This window comes from Streptomyces albofaciens JCM 4342 (assembly GCF_008634025.1).
Taxonomy (GTDB): Bacteria; Actinomycetota; Actinomycetes; order Streptomycetales; family Streptomycetaceae; genus Streptomyces; species Streptomyces albofaciens.
Genome location: NZ_PDCM01000002.1, coordinates 2,251,697 through 2,270,740, shown reverse-complemented (window position 1 = coordinate 2,270,740; position 19,044 = coordinate 2,251,697). Strand labels below are relative to the sequence as shown.

Genomic DNA, 19,044 nt, shown 5'->3' with positions numbered 1-19,044 from the left:
TCCGTATCCGCGCACCCGAAGCGGTCTGCTGCCGTCAGCCGCGCAGCATCTCCGCGGCCCGGAAAGCGAGATCGATGGACTGGCCGTGGTTGAGCCGGGGGTCGCAGGCGCTCTCGTAGCGCAGCGGCAGGTCCGCCACGTCCACCGTGCTGCCGCCGCCCACGCATTCGGTCACATCGCTGCCGGTCAGCTCCACGTGCAGGCCGCCGGCGTGGGTGCCCAGCGCCCGGTGCACCTCGAAGAAGCCCTGCACCTCGTCCAGGATCACGTCGAAGCGCCGGGTCTTGTGGCCGGTGGGGGTCACATAGGTGTTGCCGTGCATCGGGTCGCACACCCAGGCCACCCGAGCGCCGTCCGCCACCGCCTTCTCCACCAGCTGCGGCAGCCGGTCGCGCACCCGCTCCGCGCCCATCCGCACCACGAACGTCAGCCGGCCCGGCTCCCGGTCCGGGTCCAGCCGGTCGATGTAGCGCAGCAGTTCGTCGGGGCGCGCGTCCGGGCCGATCTTCACCGCGACCGGATTGCGGATCCGGCTGAGGAAGTCCAGGTGCGCGCCGTCCGGGTGCCGGGTGCGCTCGCCCACCCAGATCAGGTGCCCGCTGGAGGCGTACCGGGTCCCGGTCCGGTCGTCGGTGCGGACCAGCGCGTTCTCGTAGTCCAGCAGCAGCCCCTCGTGGCTGACGAAGAACTCGGCGGCGTGCACCTCGCCGGGCGCCACCCCGCACGCCCGCATGAACAGCAGCGACCGCTCGATCTCGTCGGCCAGCTCCTCGTAGCGCCGGCCCGCGGGGGAGTCGGTGACGAAGCCCCGGTTCCAGGCGTGCACCTGGTGCAGGTCCGCGAAACCGCCCTGGGTCAGCGCCCGTACGAGGTTGAGCGTGGTCGTGGAGGCGTCGTACACCCGCCGCATCCGGCGCGGGTCGGCACGTCGCGCCTCCGCGCCGAACTCCAGCCCGTTGACCGCGTCGCCCCGGTAGACGGGCAGCGTGACGCCGTCACGGGTCTCGTCCGGCGCCGAGCGCGGCTTGGCGTACTGCCCGGCCATCCGGCCGACCTTGACCACCGGCACGGACGCCGCGTACGTGAGCACCACCGCCATCTGGAGCAGGGTGCGCAGCGTCGCCCCGACCGACTCGGCGGAGGTCTGCCGGAAGGTCTCCGCGCAGTCCCCGCCCTGGAGCAGGAACGCCTCGCCGCGGGCCACCGCCGCCAGCCGGTCCCGCAGCCGGTCGCACTCCTCGGCGAACACCAGCGGCGCGGCGGCGCGCAGTTCGGCGACCACCGCGTCCCGGGCCGCCTCGTCCGGCCACTGCGGCTGCTGCTCCGGCGCCGGCGGGACCGCCGGCGCGGTACGGCTTTTCGGTGCGGACACGTCCATCACAACCCCCAGAACGGGATGGAATTCGGCAGGTACGGCGCCTGGTGAATCCGGATACAACCCGCAAGCGGGAGCCGGGTCAAGAAAGGGGCGAGTGGCCCGTACCGGCGCCCGCCAATTGGTCTGGAACGCCTTGCGGCGCGGCTGCTTTCCTTACCGTGCCCTTCACCCGGCACCTGGGGAAAACCTGAGAAACCGAGGAATCATATGCCCGGCATGACACCGGTGGCGCCCGCCGAAAAGGCGCCGGAACACGCACCGGAAGCCCGTCCGCCGCGGGCGGACCCCCGATTTTCCGTACGCGTCGTGACGGTGCCGCTGCCCGGTCACGACCCGCTCGCGCTGTACCGCGCGCTGACCGTGGCCGCGGGCCACGGCGAGACGTTCCTGACCGAGAGCCTCGCCGGACCGCGGGCCGACCGCCGGCCCGCCGTGGTCGGCCACGGCCGGCTCGCGGAGATCCGGCTGTTCGCCGGGCACGTCGAGATCGACGGCGCCGGGCCGCTGCGCCGCGCGCTGGGCGCCGCCGCCGAGCAGGCCGGGCTAGCCCCCGACGCGACCGGCCACGGCCCGTACGACCGCTACCGCCTCGCCCGCTCCGAGCAGGCCTGGCAACTGCTGCGGGCGGCCCAGGAGATGTTCCGCGTCGAGCGCGACACCCCGGGCGGCTACGCCTTCGGCTTCCTGGCCACCCTCGGGTACGAGGCCGCGTGGCACATGGAACCGCTGCCCGCGCGCACCGCCTCGCGAGGCGGCCCGGACGTCACGGCCACGCTCTTCCGGGAGACCGTCTGGTACGACCACGAGACGGGCACCGCCCGGCTGCTGACCGCCGAGTGCGCGGACTTCCCGCCCGCCGGGGCCGTCGACGTGGCGGCGCTGGCCCGCCGCGCCGCCGCCACCCCCTCGGACGCCGCCTGCCCCGAGGCGCCCGCGCCGCTGTCCGTACGCGACAGCGTGACGCGCGCGGACTTCCTGCGGTGGGCCGGACAGTGCCTGGAACACATCCGGGTCGGCGACATCTACCAGATCCAGATCGGCCACCGGATCGACGTCCGCAGCACGCTGCGCCCCGACGAGGTCTACCGGCGGCTGCGCGCCCGCAACCCCTCGCCGTACATGTACCTGTGCCCGCGCGGCACCGACACGCTCATCGGCGCCAGCCCCGAACTGCACTTCCGCATCGAGCCGGAGACCGGAGGACCGGACGGGCCCGGCGGGCGGATCGTGATGCGCCCCATCGCCGGCACCACCCGCCGCACCCCCGACCCCGAGGAGAACGAGCGCCGGATCGAGGAGATGGTCACCAGCACCAAGGAGCGGGCCGAGCACGTGATGCTGGTGGACCTGTGCCGCAACGACATCGGCCGGGTGGCCCGCGCCGGGTCGCTCGACGAGAGCGGCCTGATGACGGTGGAGACCTTCTCGCACGTCTTCCACATGGTCTCGACGATCAGCGGACGGCTGGCGCCCGGCGCCGGGGTCTGGGACGCGATGGCCGCCACCTTCCCCGCCGGCACCATGACCGGCGCGCCCAAACTGCGCGCCATGGAGATCATCGACGGGATCGAGGAGGAGCCCCGCGGGATCTACGCCGGGGCGGTCGGCCTGCTGGACGTGGCGGGCTGGGCCGAGTTCGCGCTGTGCATCCGCACGGTCGTGTACGACGGCGAGGTCTACTCCACGCAGAGCTCGGCCGGGATCGTCGCCGAGTCGACGCCGGAGGCCGAGTGGAACGAGACGCTGGCCAAGATGGCCGCCGCCCACTGGGCGCTGACCGGGAGCGAACTGCTGTGAACATCCTGCTGGTGGACGCCTACGACAGCTTCGTCCACATCATCGACCAGTACCTGCGCACCCTGGGCGCCCGCACCGAGGTCGTACGGGCCGGCACCCGCACCGCGGACCAGCTGGCCGCCGGCGCGCCGGACGCCGTGGTGCTCGGGCCGGGCCCCGGACACCCCCTCGACTCGGGCCACGTCGAACTGGTGCGGCGCTTCGCCGGGCACACGCCGCTGCTCGGCGTGTGCCTCGGCCACCAGGCCATCGCCCTGGCCTACGGCGGCCGCATCGAGGTCGCCGACCACCTGATGCACGGCCGGACCAGCACCGTCGAACACGACGGCGAAGGGATCTTCCGCGGCCTGCCGGACCGCACGGTGGCCACCCGCTACCACTCGCTGGTCGTCTCCCGGCCGCTGCCGGACGAGCTGCGGGAGACCGCGACCGCCACCGACGACGGGTACGTCATGGGGCTGCGGCACCGGACGCTGCCCGTCGAGGGCGTGCAGTTCCACCCGGAGAGCATCATGACCGGCAGCGGTCTGCGGTTCTTCGAGAACTTCCTGGCCACCTCCGTGGGGTGAGGCGCCGCCCGCCGTCACGCGCAGCGGGCGGGGCGGCGGGCCCCGCCGGTCAGCTCCGCGTACGCGGCCCCGATCTCGCCCAGCGCCTCGGCCAGCCCCGAGCGCGGCACCGCCGCGTACCCCAGCACCAGCGCGGGCCGGGCCCGCCACGGCCGGTCGTGGCAGTAGCGGCCGCCGCGCACCAGCACCGACCGCTGCGACGCCAGGGCGGTCAGCGCCGCCTCGTCGGTGCGGTGGGGGAGCAGCGCGTAGGCGTGCAGCCCGGCGGCGGAACCGATGATCCGGGCGTCCGGGAGGAAGTGGCGCAGGCCCCGCTCCAGGGTCTCCCGGTGGGCCCGGAGCCGGGCCCGCTGGCGGCGCAGGTGGCGGTCGAACACCCCGGTGCTCAGCAGTTCCGCGTAGGCGAGCTGGGTGAAGACCTCACAGCCCAGGTCCCGTTGCGAGCGGACCCGGGCCAGCAGGCCGCGCAGCGGCGCGGGCAGCGCGAGCCAGCCCAGCCGCAGGCCGGGCGCCAGCGACTTGCTGGCGGTGCCCGCGTACAGCACCCGGTCGGGCGCCTGCCGCTGGAGCGCCGCCGGGCGGGCGCCGTGCGCCAGCCACAGGTCTCCGTCGTAGTCGTCCTCGACGATCCACCCGTCCACGTCCTGCGCCCAGCGCACCAGCGCCTCCCGGCGCCGCGGGCTCAGCGTCACACCGGTGGGGAACTGGTGGGCGGGGGTGACCAGGACGGCCCGTACGCCGGTACGGGACAGCGCGTCCACGTCGATGCCGTGCGCGTCCACCGGCACCGGCCGGGGCACGATCCCGGCCTCCGCCACGAACTGCCGCTGCTGCGGATGGCACGGCTCCTCCACGCCCAGCTCGCCGATGCCCAGCTGCGGGAGCGCCGCGCACACCAGACCGAGCGCCTGCGCGAAGCCGGAGACCACCGTGACCGCCTCGGCCGTGGTGTGCACCCCGCGCACCCGGCCCAGGTAGCGGGCCAGTTCACCGCGGAGCGCCGGGACCCCGGAGACCGGCGGGTAGCCCACGTCGTGCCGGTCCGTGCGCTGGACGACCCGCTGGTAGGCGGCCAGCCACTCCCGCTGCGGGAAGCCGCCCGAGACCGACCCGGCGCGCAGGTCCCAGCGGACCGACGGGGCGCGGCCCGCGCCGTCCAGCAGGGTGGGGCCCTCGGGCTCCGCGGCCGGCAGGCCCGCCGCGACCCGCGTGCCCGAGCCCTGCAACGCCTCCAGGTAGCCCTCCGCGATCAGCTGCCCGTACGCCTCCACCACCACGCTCCGCGACACGCCCAGGTCCTCGGCGAGCTGCCGGCTGGAGGGCAGCCGGGTGCCGGGGTGCAGCGCGCCGCCGGTGATCTCCTGTCGGAGGCTTTCCTGGATCTGGGCGGTCAGCGGGTGTCCGGAATCCCGGGACACATCGATCAGCGTATTCCAGGTCACCTTTCCGGTTCCCCTTCGCTCCGGGTGCGCTGTCGCGGGAAATGGTCCGCCGACGGGCACCTCAACTGGTCTGGTTACGGATTATCGGCTCACCCACAATGGAGAGCGGCCGTCGTACGGCCCGGATACTCCGGCAAATTCACGGCAGACGGGCAGTTCTGAATGGTGCCCGACCGTTTGTTCCGTGGTGCGCCGCGCCCTTTTCCACTCGTCCCGAGGAGAATTCCGTGACGCAGCCGCAGACGGACCCCACCTGGCCCGGCGTTCTCGGCGCGCTGCTGGCGCGCCGGGACCTGCCGGCCGACAGCACGGCCTGGGCCCTGGACCAGGTCATGAGCGGCCGGGCCTCGTCCGCCCAGCTGGCCGCTTTCCTGGTCGCGTTGCGTGCCAAGGGCGAGACCGCGGGCGAGATCACCGGCCTGGTGCGCGCCATGTACGCGCACGCGGTGCCGCTCGACGTGCCCGGCCCCACGCTCGACATCGTCGGCACCGGCGGGGACGGCAGCGACAGCGTCAACGTCTCCACCATGTCGGCCGTCGTGGCGGCGGCGGCCGGTGCCCGGGTCGTCAAGCACGGCAACCGCTCGGCGTCCTCCGCCTGCGGCTCCGCCGATGTGCTGGAGGAGCTGGGCGTGGTCCTCGAACTGGCCCCGGAACACGTCGCGCAGACCGCCGTGGAGGCGGGCATCACCTTCTGCTTCGCACCGGCGTTCCACCCCGCCGCCCGCCACGCGGGGCCCACGCGGCGGGAGCTGGGCGTGCCGACGGTGTTCAACTGCCTCGGCCCGCTGACCAACCCGGCCCGCCCGACCGCCCAGGCGGTCGGGGTGGCCGACCGCCGGACGGCCCCGCTGCTCGCCGAGGTGCTGGCGCGGCGGGGCGGCTCGGCGCTGGTGTTCCGGGGCGACGACGGCATGGACGAACTGACCGTCTCCGCCACCTCGTCGGTCTGGTCGGTCGCCGGCGGCACGGTACGTGCCGAGACCTTCGACCCGAGGGACATCGGCATGGCCCGCTCGCCGCGGGAGGCGCTGCGCGGTGGCGACGCCGCGTACAACGCGCAGGTGGCCAGGGACCTGTTCGCCGGGGCCCGGGGGCCGGTGCGCGACGCCGTACTGCTCTCGGCGGCGGCCGGCCTCGCCGCCCTGGAACCCACCGGCGAGCCGGTCACCGCGCGGCTCGCCGCCGGGGTGCGGCGAGCCGCGCACGCCCTGGACTCGGGGGCGGCCCGGGGCGTGCTCCAGCGCTGGACGGAACTCACCGCGAAGCTCGCTGCGGAACGCTGAGCGGCGCGGAGCGGGCGGCGAGCAGCGAGGCCACCGCGTCCGCGGGGCTGCCGTGGGTGACCAGGTGCTCGCCGACCAGCACCGCGTCCGCGCCGTGCGCCGCGTGGCCGAGCACGTCGCCGGGGCCCCGGACGCCCGACTCGGCGACCTTGACCACGTCGTCCGGGATGTGCGGCGCGAGCCGTTCGAAGACCGACCGGTCGATGCGCAGGGTGCGCAGGTCGCGGGCGTTGACGCCGACGACGCGGGCCCCGGCGGACAGCGCCAGGTCCAGTTCGCGCCGGTCGTGCACCTCGACCAGCGGTGTCAGCCCGATGCGCCCGGCCAGGTCGATCAGGTCCACCAGCTCGCCGCGGGACAGCGCCGCCACGATCAGCAGCGCCAGGTCGGCGCCGCACGCCCGCGCCTCCCACAGCTGGTACGGCGTGACGAGGAAGTCCTTGCACAGCACCGGCACGCCGACCCGGGCCCGTACGGCCGTCAGGTCCGCCTGCGCGCCGCCGAAACGGCGCCCCTCGGTGAGCACGCTGACGGCCGCGGCCCCGCCGCTCTCGTACGCCGCGGCGAGGTCGGCCGGGTCCGGCACGTCCGCCAGCGCGCCCTTCGACGGGCTGCGGCGCTTGACCTCGGCGATGACCTGGACACCGGGCCGGAGCAGCGCCGACACGGCGTCGCGGGTGGGCGGCATCGACCGCACCCGGTGGATCAGCACCTCCAGGCCGGTCTCCCGTTCCCGCCGCCGCATGTCGGCGCGGGCTCCGGCCACGATCTCGTCGAGCACGCTCATCTGCCGTTCCTTCCGGTACGCGGCGGACGCCGCCGGGTGGGGGCCGGGAGCGGCGCACCGGCCCCCGGCCGTCGGGACGTCCTCACCGGACGCCGTCCTCGTCGTCACCGGCCAGCGCGCGGCGCACGGCGGCACCGGCGGCCCGGGCGGCCGCCGCGTCCTCGGTGTCCGCGATGCCCACGCCCCAGTACGAGCGCGAGTCGACCACCAGCTCGCAGAACGCCGTCAGCGCGGCCAGCGGCGCACCGGCGCGCGTGACGTCGAGCCCGTGCACATAGCCGTCGAGCCCGGCCGCCTCCAGCGCCCGCTGTCCCACGGCCGCCCGTCCGCCGGTGCCGGCCCCGTCCGGGCCCGGCTCGATGTCCCGGCCGGGGCGTACGTAGCGCTCCTCGAAGTGGCGCCACAGCTCGTCCCCGGTGATCTCGCCGCCGGCGGCCTCGCAGACCCGCTGCATCACCGCGGCGAAGTCGATCTGGAGCCGCCGCGGCAGCTCGATGCCGTACCCGGTCCGCAGCAGGTGGGCGATGCCGCCCTTGCCCGACTGGGTGTTGATCCGGATCAGCGCCTGGTAGTCGCGGCCGATGTCCCGCGGGTCGACGGGCAGGTAGGGCACGTCCCAGACCCGCTCGCCCGACTCCTCGCGGGCGCGCAGGCCCTTGGCGATGGCGTCCTGGTGCGTACCGGCGAAGGAGGTGTAGACGAAGTCCCCGGCCCACGGGTGGCGGGCGCCGACCGGCAGCTGGGTGCAGTGCTCGGCCGCCCGGCGGACGCCGTCGATGTCGGAGAGGTCCAGCATCGGGTCGATGCCCTGCGAGAAGAGGTTCATGGCCAGCGTGACCAGGCAGACGTTGCCGGAGCGCTCGCCGTTGCCGAACAGGGTGCCCTCGACCCGGTCGGCACCGGCCAGCACCGCGAGCTCCGCCGCGGCCACCCCGCTGCCCCGGTCGTTGTGCGGGTGCACGCCGAGGATCGTGCGCTCGCGGTGCGCCAGGTTGCGGTGGGTGTACTCGATCCGGTCGGCGAACTCCTGCGGCGGGAAGCACTCCACCGTGGCGGGCAGGTTGACCCGCAGGGTGTGCCGGGCCCGCGGTGCCCAGAAGTCCAGGACGGAGTTGAGGATCTCCAGCGCGAAGTCCGGCTCGGTGTGGGTGTAGGACTCCGGCGCGTACTGGAGGAAGATGTCCGTGCCCGGTATCGACTCCTGGAGTTTGAGGGCCTGTTCGGCGCCTTCCAGGGCCAGGCCGAGGGTCTGCCGGCGGTCCATGCGGAACACCACCCGGCGCTGGACCGCCGAGGTGGGGTGGAAGACCTGGAGCACCGCGCGCCGGGCCCCCTCCAGCGCCTTGACGGTCCGCTCGATGAAGTCGCCGCGGATCGGCGCCATCACCTGGACGACCACGTCCTCGGGGATGGCGTCGGTCTCGATGAGCCGGCGCAGGAAGTCGTGGTCGTCGCGGGAGGCGGTGGGGTAGCCGACCTCGATCTCCTTGAACCCCATCGCCACCAGCAGCCGGAACATCCGCATCTTGCGGTCGGGGTCCATCGGGTCGGTCAGCGCCTGGTTGCCGTCGCGCAGGTCCACGCTGCACCACAGCGGCGCCCGCTCGGCGCGGCGCCCCGGCCAGGTCCGGTCGGGCAGCCCGACCGGCTCGTACGGCAGGTACTTGTCCACCGGCATCCCGCCGGGGCGCTGGATTCCGCGGTCGGCGCTGCCCGGGGCTCGGTCCGCGCCGGTCAGGATCGTCGTCATCTCTCCTCCACTGCGGTTCTCGGGGCGGGGTGCGGGGCGGAAGGTCAGCGCGGGCCGCGCAGTTCGAGCGTGCAGCACTTGACGCTGCCGCCGCCCTTGAGCAGTTCGGTCAGGCCCGCCCCGATCGGGTGGAAGCCCCGGGCGCGCAGCTGCTCGGCCAGGCCGGTGGCCGCCTCGGGCAGCACCACGTGGTAGCCGTCGCTGACCGCGTTGAGGCCGAACACGGCGGCGTCGCGCGGCGTGGCGAGCACGGCGTCGGGGAAGAGCCGCTCCAGCACCGCGCGGCTGCCCGGGGTGAACGCGGCCGGGTTGTACATGACTTCGTCGTCGTCGAGGACGGCGAGCGCGGTGTCCAGGTGGTAGTACGCGGGGTCGGTCAGCTCCAGGCCGACGACCGGGCGGCCGAAGAACTCCTGGGCCTCGGCGTGCCCGTCGCGGGAGCTGCGGTAGCCGTGGCCGGCCAGGACGTACCGTCCGGTGACGAGGAAGTCGCCCTCGCCCTCGTTGATGTGCTCCGGGTCGTGCACCTCGGTGAAGCCCCGGTCCCGGAACCAGTCCAGGTAGGCGGGGCCCTCCGCGGTGCGTTCGGCGTTGCGGAAGCGGGCGCCGAGGACCTTGCCGTCGATCACGGTCGCGCCGTTGGCGGCGTAGACCATGTCGGGCAGGCCGGGCACCGGCTCGATGAACTCCACGGTGTGGCCGAGGGAGAGGTAGAGGTCGCGCAGGCTCTCCCACTGGGCCACCGCCAGCCCGGTGTCGACCGGCTTGGCCGGGTCCATCCACGGGTTGATGGCGTAGGTGACGTCGAAGTGGCTGGGGCGGCACATCAGGTAACGACGTGGCCTGGGGGTGCGGGTGCGCGTGGTGGCGCTCATGACTGAGGTGTCTCCTGTCGCTGGAGGTCCGCGCGGGGGTGTGCGCGGACGGGGTCAGCCGGCCGGCCAGACGGTGAACCGGCGGTTTCCGTACAGCAGCGGGGGCTCGTCGGTCGGCCCGCTGATCCGCAGGACCTCGCCGAAGACCATCCGCTGTCCGCCGACGCGCACGGACCGGCGGACCCGGCAGTCGGCCACCGCGTGGGCGTCGCGGGTCAGATGCGGTCCCGCGGCCTCCTCGGGGGTGTGCCACGGCGTGGTCTCGAAGCGGTCCGGCGCGCCGGAGGCGAACAGCTCGGCGGTGGCCTGCCCCTTGTGGTGCAGCAGGTTCACGGCGAAGGAGCCGCTGAGCATGACCGCGCGCAGGGTGGGGCTCTCCAGGCGCATGCCGACCAGCAGCGTGGGCGGGTCCGGGGTGACGCTGCACAGCGAGGAGCAGGTCATGCCCCAGGGCCTGTCCTGGGCGTCGACGGCCGTGACGACGGCGACCCCGCTGGGGAAGCCCGCCATGAAGTCGCGGAATCCGGCGGGAGTGCCGACCTGGCTGATGGGGGTGACGAGTTCCACGTGACTCACCGCTCGACTGGGTGGAGGGAGTGGTCCGCGGCCTCCGGCGTGTGTTCCGGGGCGCCGCGGCCGACGGCCCACAGCAGCGGGCCGGCCAGCGCCGTCGTGACGAGTGCCATGACGACGAGTGCGAGGTAGAGGGCGGGCGTCAGGATGCCCGCCTGGTAGCCGATCTGGAGGAAGGTGATCTCCGTCAGGCCACGGGTGTTGAGCAGCGCCGCGAGCCGCAGGCTGGTCCGGGTGTCCTGGCCGCCGGCCCGGGCGCCGAGGTAGGAGCCGGCGAGCTTGCCGGCCATGGCCAGGGCGATGGCCAGGGCCGTCGCCTGCCAGGAGAAGAGCCCGGCGGGGCCGCCGCCGAGCCCCGCGCCGGTCAGCACGAACAGCAGCGGCAGTACGGTCCGGCCCCACTGCCCGACGGTACGGGCGGCCCGCGTCCAGGGACCGGCGCCGTCGGCGGGCAGGGCCAGCGCGACCAGGACGGCGCCCAGCACATCGGTCAGGCCCAGGCCGGCGGTGAGCAGCGCCGCCGCCACCGTCGTCAGCGCCACCAGCGCGGTGGGTACCGCGGGCCGCGCCCGGTGGGCCAGGGCACGGGCGGCGGGCAGCCCGCCGAGCCGGCGCAGGCCCCAGGCCAGCAGCAGCCCGGCGGTGAACACCAGCGCCGGGGTGGCCTGTCCGCCGCCGGTGGCCAGGCCGACGGCCACCGCCAGCAGGGCCCAGTTGACCGCGTCCATGGCCACCGCGGCGGCCATCGCCAGCCGTCCGGTGCGGGTGTGCAGCATGCCGCGGTCCTGGAGGACCCCGGCGAGCACCGGAACCGCCGTCACCGACAGCGCGCCCGCCAGCATCAGCACGAACGCGGTGGCAGGCGCCGTACCGCGCAGCGCGGGATCGCCCCCGACGAGGACCCAGCCGGCCAGCAGCGTGCCGCAGGCCATCGGCAGCAGCGCGGACCCGGCCGCCGTCCAGGCCACCGCGCGGCCGCCGAGCCTGCCGGCGCCGGTGCGGATCTCCTGCACGGCGCCGACCACGAAGAGGGCGAGCGACAGATGCCCCGCCTTCTCCAGCACCGGCCAGCCGGCGGTGGCTTCCTCGCCCCAGCCCAGCCGACCGGCGAGCACGGCCCCGAGGAGCAGACAGGCCATGATCTCCCCGACGATGGCGGGCTGGCCCAGCAGGCGGGCGGCCCGCCTGCCGAGCCACACGGCCGGTGCCACGGACGCCACCAGCACCACGGCCGGGACGTACGTCAGCGCCTCCACGGCTCCTCCTTCCAGGACGCGACGGTCCGGCTGGTGCTCAATGCATCTGGGCCAGGTACTCGTACTGGCTCGGCAGCCGCTTCGCGAGCTCCTGCGACTGGGCGCGCAGCAGCTTGAACTCCGCCTGCGCCGCCGAGTCGTCCATCAGGGCCAGCGCGGGCGGGGCCTTGAGGTCGACACCGCCGAGGCCGAGCAGCATCGAGTGGTACGAATATGGCTCGAAGCCGTGGTAATTCGGGAAGATCGACTCGGTGGTGGGGAGCTTGGCGCGCCACATTTCCAGGCGCTCGGCGAGACCGTCCGGCAGGGCGCGCGTCTTGGCGTCCTTCCAGTACTGGTTGTCGTTGCGGCCGGCCCCCCGGTAGTGCATCACCAGGAATTCCCGCACGCCGTCGATCGTGTTTCCGATGGCGCGGTTGTAGGAATCGCGTAGCTGCGGGTTCCAGTCCGCGCCCGGGAAATGCTTGACGAGCTGTTCGATGCCCTGCTGGATGAAGAAGATGCCGGTCGACTCCAGCGGCTCCACGAATCCGCTGGCGAGCCCGACGGCCACGCAGTTGTTGACCCAGGCGTTGCGGCTGCGGCCGATCCGCATACGGATGTGATTGGCCTCCACGTCCGCGGCGTCCGGGCCGACGAACTCGCGCAGGGTGCGCTCGGCCTCCTCCGGGGTGGTGTAGTCGCTCGCGTACACATAGCCGGTGCCGATCCGCCCGAACAGCGGAATGGTCCAGATCCACCCGGCGTCCTGCGCGGTCGCCGTGGTGCACGGGCGCAGCCCGCGCTTCTCCATGTCGACCGGCACGCGCAGCGCCACCGCCCGGTCGTTGGGCAGCGTGTCCTGGAAGGAGATGACGGGCTCCTCCAGCGCCTCGTTCAGCAGCAGGCCCTTGAAGCCGGTGCAGTCGATGAACAGGTCGGCGCCGATGTCGCCGTGCTCACGGGTGCGCAGGTGGCTGATCCAGCCGCGGTCGTCCCGGGCGACCTCCACGACGTCGTCCTCGATGTGCCGCACCCCGCGCTCGGTGGAGTAGTCGCAGAGGTAGTCGGCCAGCAGACTGGCGTCGAACTGGTAGGCGTACGGGAACTGGGTGTCCTGCTCGGTGAGGGTGCTGCGCTCCGGCTTCCGGTCCTTCGGGCCGGCCTGCTCCTTGAAGTCCTGCTCGAAGAGGGTGCCGTCCATGTAGCGGGGGGAGCGCTCGGCGTCGCAGATCGCGGACATCAGGAACACGTCCTGGTCGAACCGCTCGCTGCCGTCCGGCTTGCGGTGCAGCCACCAGTCGGTGAGCGGGAACCCGTCGACGACCCGCAGCCGCTCGAAGGGGTGGTAGAAGTAGCTGCCCTTGCGGTGCCAGTTCTCGAAGCGGATACCGAGCTTGTACGTGGCGTTGCACTTGGGCATCCACACGTGCTCCGGCAGGCCCAGGTAGTCGAAGAAGTGGCGCACCGTGCTGAAGGTCGCCTCGCCGACCCCGATCGTCTTGATCCGCTTGGATTCCAGCACCGTGACCGAAAGGCGGTCGCCGAACGCGGCCTTCAAATACGATGCGCTCATCCAGCCGGAGGTGCCTCCACCGACGATGACGACGTTTGTGAGCACTGAGGCCCTCCCGTGTGAAGTCGTGTACCCCGGCGATGGATTCGGTCGCCGGCACCGTCGGAATCCTTCAGCAGACCGCGAGATCAGGACAAGCTTTTAAGGCTCAGTGGAAACCTGCACTCCAGGTGCCCGAAAGGGCGGTGGGCGCAGGCGGATTACGGAAAACGGCAGCACTCCGGGCGGCGCCGCAATGCGATCGGTGCGGCGCCGCCCGGAGTGCGTCATTCAGTTCTCGCTCAATGTGCCGGCATTTCCGTGCCGGCCGTGCTGTACGGCCGCACCCACGGCCGTGCTGTACGGCCGTTCTCAGGCCCCGGTGCGCAGATGCCGGTGCAGCACCGTGATGACCTGTGCGCGCTGCTCGGCCAGGAAGAAGTGCCCGCCGGGGAAGGTGTGCAGGTGGAACTCCTTGCCGGCCACGCCCTCCCATCGCCGCACCCGCGCCACGCCGACGCTGGTGTCCCGGTCACCGGCGAGTGCGATGACCGAGGCGTCGACCGGGGGCGTCTCGCGCGGGCGGTAGGAGTCGATCAGCAGGTAGTCGTTGCGCAGGATCGGCAGCACCATCTCCCGGATCTCCGGGTCGTCGAAGACGCTCATCTGCGTGCCGCCGTGCTTCTCGACCTCGTGCAGGATGGCGTCGTCGGACAGCGCCGTGGCGGGCTCCCGGCCGATCCGTTCGTCCGGGGCTGCCTGGCCGGAGACGAACAGCCGGTCCACGCGCAGGCCGCTCGCCGCCAGGGCGCGGACCGTCTCGTACCCGATCAGCGCTCCCATGCTGTGGCCGAACAGCACCGTCTCCACGTCCGGCCGCGCCGTCTCCAGCACGGCCCCGGTGACGGCCTCGACCAGCTTCCCGGGGTCGGTGAGGAACGGCTCGTTGACCCGTTCCTCCCGGCCGGGGTACTGGACGATCTGCAACTCGACGTCGCAGTCCAGGTGCTGGGCCCAGCGCCGGTAGAAGCTGGCGCTGCCCCCGGCGTGCGGCAGACAGACCAGCCGGGTTCCCGCGGCGGGGCGCTTGGCCGGGGTCACCAGCCACGGGTGGGGTGTCGTCATGAGGCGTCTTCCTGTCGTGTGAAGGGGCCGGGACGGGTCAGGCGCACGAGCGCACCAGCTCCCGCAGGCCGTCGGACACCGTCCGCAGCAGACCGGCGACCACCGCCGCGTCGTGCCGGGCGGGGGAGTAGGCGCAGCTCAGGTCGAGCCGGCCGTGCTCGACCGCGGCGACGATCTCCAGCTCGTACAGCTGCCGTTCCGCCGGTTCGTGGTCGTGGCCGCCGTGGTCGAGGTGGCGGGCGATCAGGGCGTCGCCGTCGGGGAGCTGCCCGTCCCACTGGCCGAGGTAGTTGAAGGCGATCCGCGCGTGGGCGGGCGGCAGGGCCGGTCCGGCCGGGTCCGCGCCGGACGTCAGGTGGCGCAGCGCGCCGTACCCGATGCCGTGCCGGGGCAGGGTGCGCAGCTGCCGCTTGGCCGCCCGCACGGCGTCCTTGGGCGCCGCGTCCTTGGGCACGTCGAGCGCGACGGGGTAGATGGTGGTGAACCAGCCCACGGTGCCGCTGAGGTCGACACCGTCGAGGATGTCCTCCCGGCCGTGCCCCTCCAGGTCCACGAGCGTCGGCCCGGTGCCGTCCCAGCCGCTGAGCGCCTGGCCGAGCATGGCCAGCAGCACTTCGTCCACCTTGGCCCGCAGCACGCCCGGCACCCGGCGCAGCAGCACCTCGGTGTCGGCCGCGTCGAGGCCGTCGTGCACGGTGCCGCGCTCGGCGAAGGTGCCGGTGTCCGCCGGCTCGTCGGCCGCGGGAAGGCCGCGCCAGTAGGCCAGTTCGTCGTCGAACCCGCCGGTGGCGGTGTGGGCGTGCAGCCGGTGTGCCCACTGCCCGAAGGAGGTGCTCCGCGGGCCGAGGTCCGCGTCCTGCCCGGCGGCGAGTTGGGTGTACGCCCGGCGCAGGTCGTCCAGCAGGACGCGCCAGGACACCCCGTCCACGACGAGGTGGTGGATGGTGAGGAACAGGCGGCGTGCCCGCCCGGGGCCGCGGTCGAACAGGACGGCCCGTACCAGCGGCCCGTCGGTCAGATGCAGCCCGCGCTGCGCGGCGACGGTCTCCTCCTCGGTCCGCGCCGCCGCGTCCGCCTCGCCCAGACCGGTCAGGTCCACCTGCCGGAAGTGCCACCGGCCCGCGGCCTCGGCACCGATCTCCTGCCGCCAGCTCCCGTCCTCGTACACGAAGCGCGTCCGCAGAGCGTCGTGGCGCTCCATGAGCAGCCCCAGCGCGCGGCGCAGCGCCTCGGTGCCGGCCCCGGGTACCAGCTCCAGCAGCACCGACTGGTTGAAGTGGTGCGGATTGACGGTGTGGTGGGCGAAGAACCAGTGCTGCACCGGGGTCAGGGGCACCGGCCCGGTCCGGTGTGCGTCGTCGTCCACGCCGCCCCCGGCGTCCTCGGCGCGTGCCACCCGGGCCAGCCCGGCGACGGTCTTGTACTGGAACAGCTCCTTGGTGGTGATCCGCAGCCCCGCCTGGCGGGCGCGTGCGACGACCTGGGTGGAGAGGATCGAGTCACCGCCCAGCTCGAAGAAGTCGTCGTCCGCGCCGACCTCCCCGACTCCCAGGACGGACGCGAAGACCTCGGCCAGCGCGGTTTCCACCGGGCCGCTGGGCCGTGTCACCGTCCGCTCGCCGCCCGGCTGTTCCTCGGGAAGGGCTGCCCGGTCCACCTTGCCGTTGGTGGTCAGCGGCAGCTCCGGCAGCACGGTCAGGGTGCTCGGCACCATGAAGGCGGGCAGCTCGCCGGACAGCAGTTCGCGGACCTCCGCCGCCAGCGTCGCGCCCTCGCCGGACGCCGGGACCACATAGCCCGCCAGCCGCTTGCCGCGCGGGCCCGGGCGGACCACGACCGCCGCCTGGGCCACTCCCGGGTGGCGCGCCATCGCGGCCTCGATCTCGCCCGGCTCGACCCGGAAGCCGCGGATCTTGACCTGGTCGTCCACCCGGCCGCGGAAGTCCAGCTTCCCGTCGGGCAGCCAGGCGGCCAGGTCCCCGGTCCGGTAGAGCCGGGCCTCGGGATCGTCGCCGAAGGGGTGCGCGACGAAGCGCCGCTCGGTGAGGCCGGGGCGGCCCAGGTAGCCCGCGGCGACCTGAGCGCCGCCGAGGTGGATCTCGCCGGTCACCCCGGCCGGCACCGGGTTGCCGAAGGCGTCCAGGACGTAGACCTCGACGTTGGGCAGCGGGCGCCCGATCGGCAGGCGGTCCGCCGCGTCCGCGCGCTCGGTCCCGTCGCCCTCGTACATGGTGGCGCCGACGCTGTTCTCGGTCGGCCCGTAGCCGTTGATGAAGCGGTGGCTGCGCGACCACGTACGGGCCAGGTCGGCGGGGCAGCGGTCGCCCACCGCGAGGACCACCGACCCGCCGGGCAGCGCCCGCGGCTCCACCGCGGCCAGCGCCGCCGGGGGCAGGCTGAGCACGGTGGGCCGCCCGTCGGCCAGCCGGGCGATCTGCGCGGAGCCGAGCGCCTCCGCCGGGTCGTCCGGCAGCGCCAGCACGGCGCCCGAGGCGAGACCGGTGAAGGTCTCCCAGACCGCCCCGTCGAAGCTCGGCGAGGACAGCTGGCACACCGTCATGTCGGGCCCCGCGCCGAGCTTCCGCCGGGACGCGTCGATCATGTTGGCCAGGCCCCCGTGCCGCAGCAGCACGCCCTTGGGCGTACCGGTGGAGCCCGAGGTGTAGATGATGTAGGCCAGGTCCTCCGGACGCGTGCGGGCGGTGTCCGGCTCGGTGGCGTCGTACGCGGCGAGCCGGGGCCGCTCCGCGTCGACCGCGAGCGTCCGCACCCCGCCGCCGGCGAACCCGTCGAGCAGCGCGGTCTCGGTCAGCACCAAGGACGCGCCGGTCTCGGAGAGCATCAGGGACCGGCGGGCGGCCGGGAAGGCCGGGTGCAGCGGCAGGAACGCGGCACCGGCCTTCAGGACGGCGAGCGTGGCCAGCACCTGGTCGGGGCCGCGCTCGCAGCACACGCCGACCATGTCACCGGCCCGTACACCCTCGTCGCCCAGGCGGCGGGCGAGCCGGTTGGCCCCGGCGTCCAGCTCCCCGTACGTCAGCCTCCGGTCCCCGCAGCGCACCGCGACCGCGTCGGGGCGCTCGGCGGCGCGCCGGGCCACCATGGCGTGCACCGGACCGGCCTCGGCGGGCGGCAGCGGGTTGCGGGCCCAGTCGCGGGTCAGCCGCTCGTGCTCGGCCGGGGTGAGCAGGCCGAGCCGGCCCATGCGGGAGTCCGGCGCGGTGGCCACCGACCGGAGCAGGTTCACCAGGTGGCCGGACATCCGGCGTACCGTCTCCGCGTCGAAGAGGTCCGCGCTGTACTCGGCGGCCGCCCACAGGGTGCCGTCGGGCCGCTCCTCGAAGGCCCACACCAGGTCGAATCCGGTGCTGGCCTGGGGGAGTTGCAGCACCTCCACCGTCAGCCCGGACAGTTCCAGCGTCGCCTCCGGCATGTTCTGGAGGACGACGAGGACCTGGGCCAGCGGCATCCGGCTCGGGTCGCGGTCCGGCTGCACCGCGTCCACGATCTGCTCGAAGGGCACCTCCTCGTGACTGAAGGCGCTCAGCACGGTCTCGCGGGTGCGCAGCAGGAACTCCCGGAAGGACAGCTCCAGTTCGACCCGGCCGCGCAGGACGAGGGTGTTGAGGAAGCACCCGATCAGCTCGTCCAGTTCGCCGCTGTCGCCGCGGCCGGCCACCGGGGTGCCGACGGCGATGTCCTCCTGGCGGGCGTAGCGGGCCAGGAGCAGCTGGGACGCGGCGGTCAGCGTCATGAAGAGGGTGGCGCCGGTCTGCGCGGTGAGCGCGCGCAGCCCCGCGACCACGTCGGCGGGCACCTCGAAGAGGTGTGCGCCGCCCGCCCCGGACAGCACCGCGGGCCGCGGCCGGTCGGTGGGCAGCTGGAGCGGGGCGACCCCGTCCAGCTGCTGTTTCCAGTACGCGAGCGAGGCGTCCAGGGCGCCGCCGGACATCCGCTCCCGCTGCCGTACGGCGAAGTCCGCGTACTGCACCGGGGCGGGCGCGACGTGCGGGTCACCGCCGGCCAGCGCGGTGTCGTACGCCTCGCCGAGCTGCCGGGTGAACAGCCCGAGCGACCAGCCGTCGTGGACGATGTGGTGGAGGCTCAGCACCAGGACGTGGTCCCGCTCGTCCGCCCGCACCAGCAGCGTCCGCAGCAGCGGGCCGGTCCGCAGGTCGAACGGCCGGGCGCTCTCCCGCTCCACCGCCGTCCGCAGCTCCTGCTCCCGTTCGAGCGGATCGGCGCAGGTCAGCTCCGTCACCGGCAGGTCGATGGGGACCAGCGCGTGCGGGATCTGCACGGGCGTGCCGTCCACGGAGTCGAAGGTGGTGCGCAGCGACTCGTGGCGGGCGACCACCGCGTTCACCGCCCGGTGCAGCGCGGCGGTGTCCAGCGTGCCGCGCAGCCGGAGCGCGAAGCTGGAGTTGTAGCCCACCGCCAGCGGGTCGAACTCCTGGAGGAACCACATGCGTTGCTGGGCGAAGGACATGGGCAGGGGGCCGCCGCGCGGCACCGGGCGGACCACGTCGGCCTCGGCGGCCTCGTCGGTCCCGGCGGCGCCGGAGAGCCTGCTGCGCAGCAGCGCTCGCAGGTGCTCGGGCAGCGCCGCTATGCGTTCCTCACGCGAGGGGGACATCGGGTGACACTCCTTTCCGTGACTGCGGCACCGCCG

13 protein-coding genes are annotated in these 19,044 nt (G+C 73.9%); 3 read left to right on the top strand and 10 right to left on the bottom strand.

Annotation, left to right across the window (positions count from 1 at the left end; all coding sequences use genetic code 11):
- Positions 1–34 precede the first annotated feature (34 nt).
- Positions 35–1,378: a class II 3-deoxy-7-phosphoheptulonate synthase gene (locus CP973_RS29995; protein WP_150247013.1), complete on the bottom strand. Its 1,344-nt coding sequence runs from the start codon at positions 1,376–1,378 to the stop codon at positions 35–37.
- A gap of 207 nt (positions 1,379–1,585) precedes the next feature.
- Between CP973_RS29995 and CP973_RS29990 the strand changes: the two genes are divergently transcribed.
- Together CP973_RS29990 and CP973_RS29985 are read left to right on the top strand one after the other, a co-directional pair.
- Positions 1,586–3,175: an anthranilate synthase component I family protein gene (locus CP973_RS29990; protein WP_150247012.1), complete on the top strand. Its 1,590-nt coding sequence runs from the start codon at positions 1,586–1,588 to the stop codon at positions 3,173–3,175.
- Positions 3,172–3,744: an anthranilate synthase component II gene (locus tag CP973_RS29985; RefSeq protein WP_150247011.1), complete on the top strand. Its 573-nt coding sequence runs from the start codon at positions 3,172–3,174 to the stop codon at positions 3,742–3,744. Before CP973_RS29990 ends, CP973_RS29985 begins: the two co-directional genes overlap by 4 nt.
- 14 nt (positions 3,745–3,758) lie before the next feature.
- Here the strand turns inward: CP973_RS29985 and pdxR are convergent, their stop codons facing one another.
- Positions 3,759–5,186 carry a MocR-like pyridoxine biosynthesis transcription factor PdxR gene (pdxR, locus tag CP973_RS29980; protein ID WP_150247010.1) on the bottom strand — a complete coding sequence of 476 codons (1,428 nt, stop codon included), beginning with the start codon at positions 5,184–5,186 and terminating at the stop codon, positions 3,759–3,761.
- A gap of 227 nt (positions 5,187–5,413) precedes the next feature.
- Between pdxR and trpD the strand changes: the two genes are divergently transcribed.
- Positions 5,414–6,472: an anthranilate phosphoribosyltransferase gene (trpD, locus tag CP973_RS29975; RefSeq protein ID WP_150247009.1), complete on the top strand. Its 1,059-nt coding sequence runs from the start codon at positions 5,414–5,416 to the stop codon at positions 6,470–6,472.
- Here trpD and trpC read toward each other — a convergent pair.
- From trpC to CP973_RS29935, 8 genes are all read right to left on the bottom strand, one after another.
- Positions 6,444–7,259 (bottom strand): indole-3-glycerol phosphate synthase TrpC, encoded by an 816-nt coding sequence (gene trpC / locus CP973_RS29970; RefSeq protein WP_150247008.1) that lies wholly within the window; start codon positions 7,257–7,259, stop codon positions 6,444–6,446. The genes trpD and trpC overlap by 29 nt on opposite strands.
- A gap of 82 nt (positions 7,260–7,341) precedes the next feature.
- Complete coding sequence (locus CP973_RS29965) at positions 7,342–9,009, bottom strand: 2-isopropylmalate synthase (protein WP_244410094.1); 1,668 nt, start codon at positions 9,007–9,009, stop codon at positions 7,342–7,344.
- 44 nt (positions 9,010–9,053) lie between these two features.
- Entirely contained in the window at positions 9,054–9,884 is an 831-nt protein-coding gene (gene ddaH, locus CP973_RS29960; RefSeq protein WP_150247007.1) for a dimethylargininase, read from the bottom strand.
- A 54-nt stretch (positions 9,885–9,938) separates the two neighbouring features.
- Positions 9,939–10,460 carry a flavin reductase family protein gene (locus CP973_RS29955; RefSeq protein ID WP_341874864.1) on the bottom strand — a complete coding sequence of 174 codons (522 nt, stop codon included), beginning with the start codon at positions 10,458–10,460 and terminating at the stop codon, positions 9,939–9,941.
- On the bottom strand, positions 10,457–11,713 hold the full coding sequence (locus CP973_RS29950) for a cation:proton antiporter (protein WP_150247006.1): 1,257 nt from the start codon (positions 11,711–11,713) through the stop codon (positions 10,457–10,459). The genes CP973_RS29955 and CP973_RS29950 overlap by 4 nt, the downstream gene beginning before the upstream one ends.
- Positions 11,714–11,750: 37 nt before the next feature.
- Positions 11,751–13,313 (bottom strand): tryptophan halogenase family protein, encoded by a 1,563-nt coding sequence (locus CP973_RS29945; protein ID WP_150247005.1) that lies wholly within the window; start codon positions 13,311–13,313, stop codon positions 11,751–11,753.
- A 306-nt stretch (positions 13,314–13,619) separates the two neighbouring features.
- Positions 13,620–14,372, bottom strand: coding sequence for a thioesterase II family protein (locus CP973_RS29940; RefSeq protein WP_150247004.1), 753 nt, complete (start codon positions 14,370–14,372; stop codon positions 13,620–13,622).
- Positions 14,373–14,409: 37 nt separating this feature from the next.
- The gene (locus CP973_RS29935; RefSeq protein WP_150247003.1) at positions 14,410–19,008 is read right to left on the bottom strand and encodes a non-ribosomal peptide synthetase; all 4,599 of its coding nucleotides are present in this window, start codon (positions 19,006–19,008) and stop codon (positions 14,410–14,412) included.
- Between the last annotated feature and the right edge of the window lie 36 nt (positions 19,009–19,044).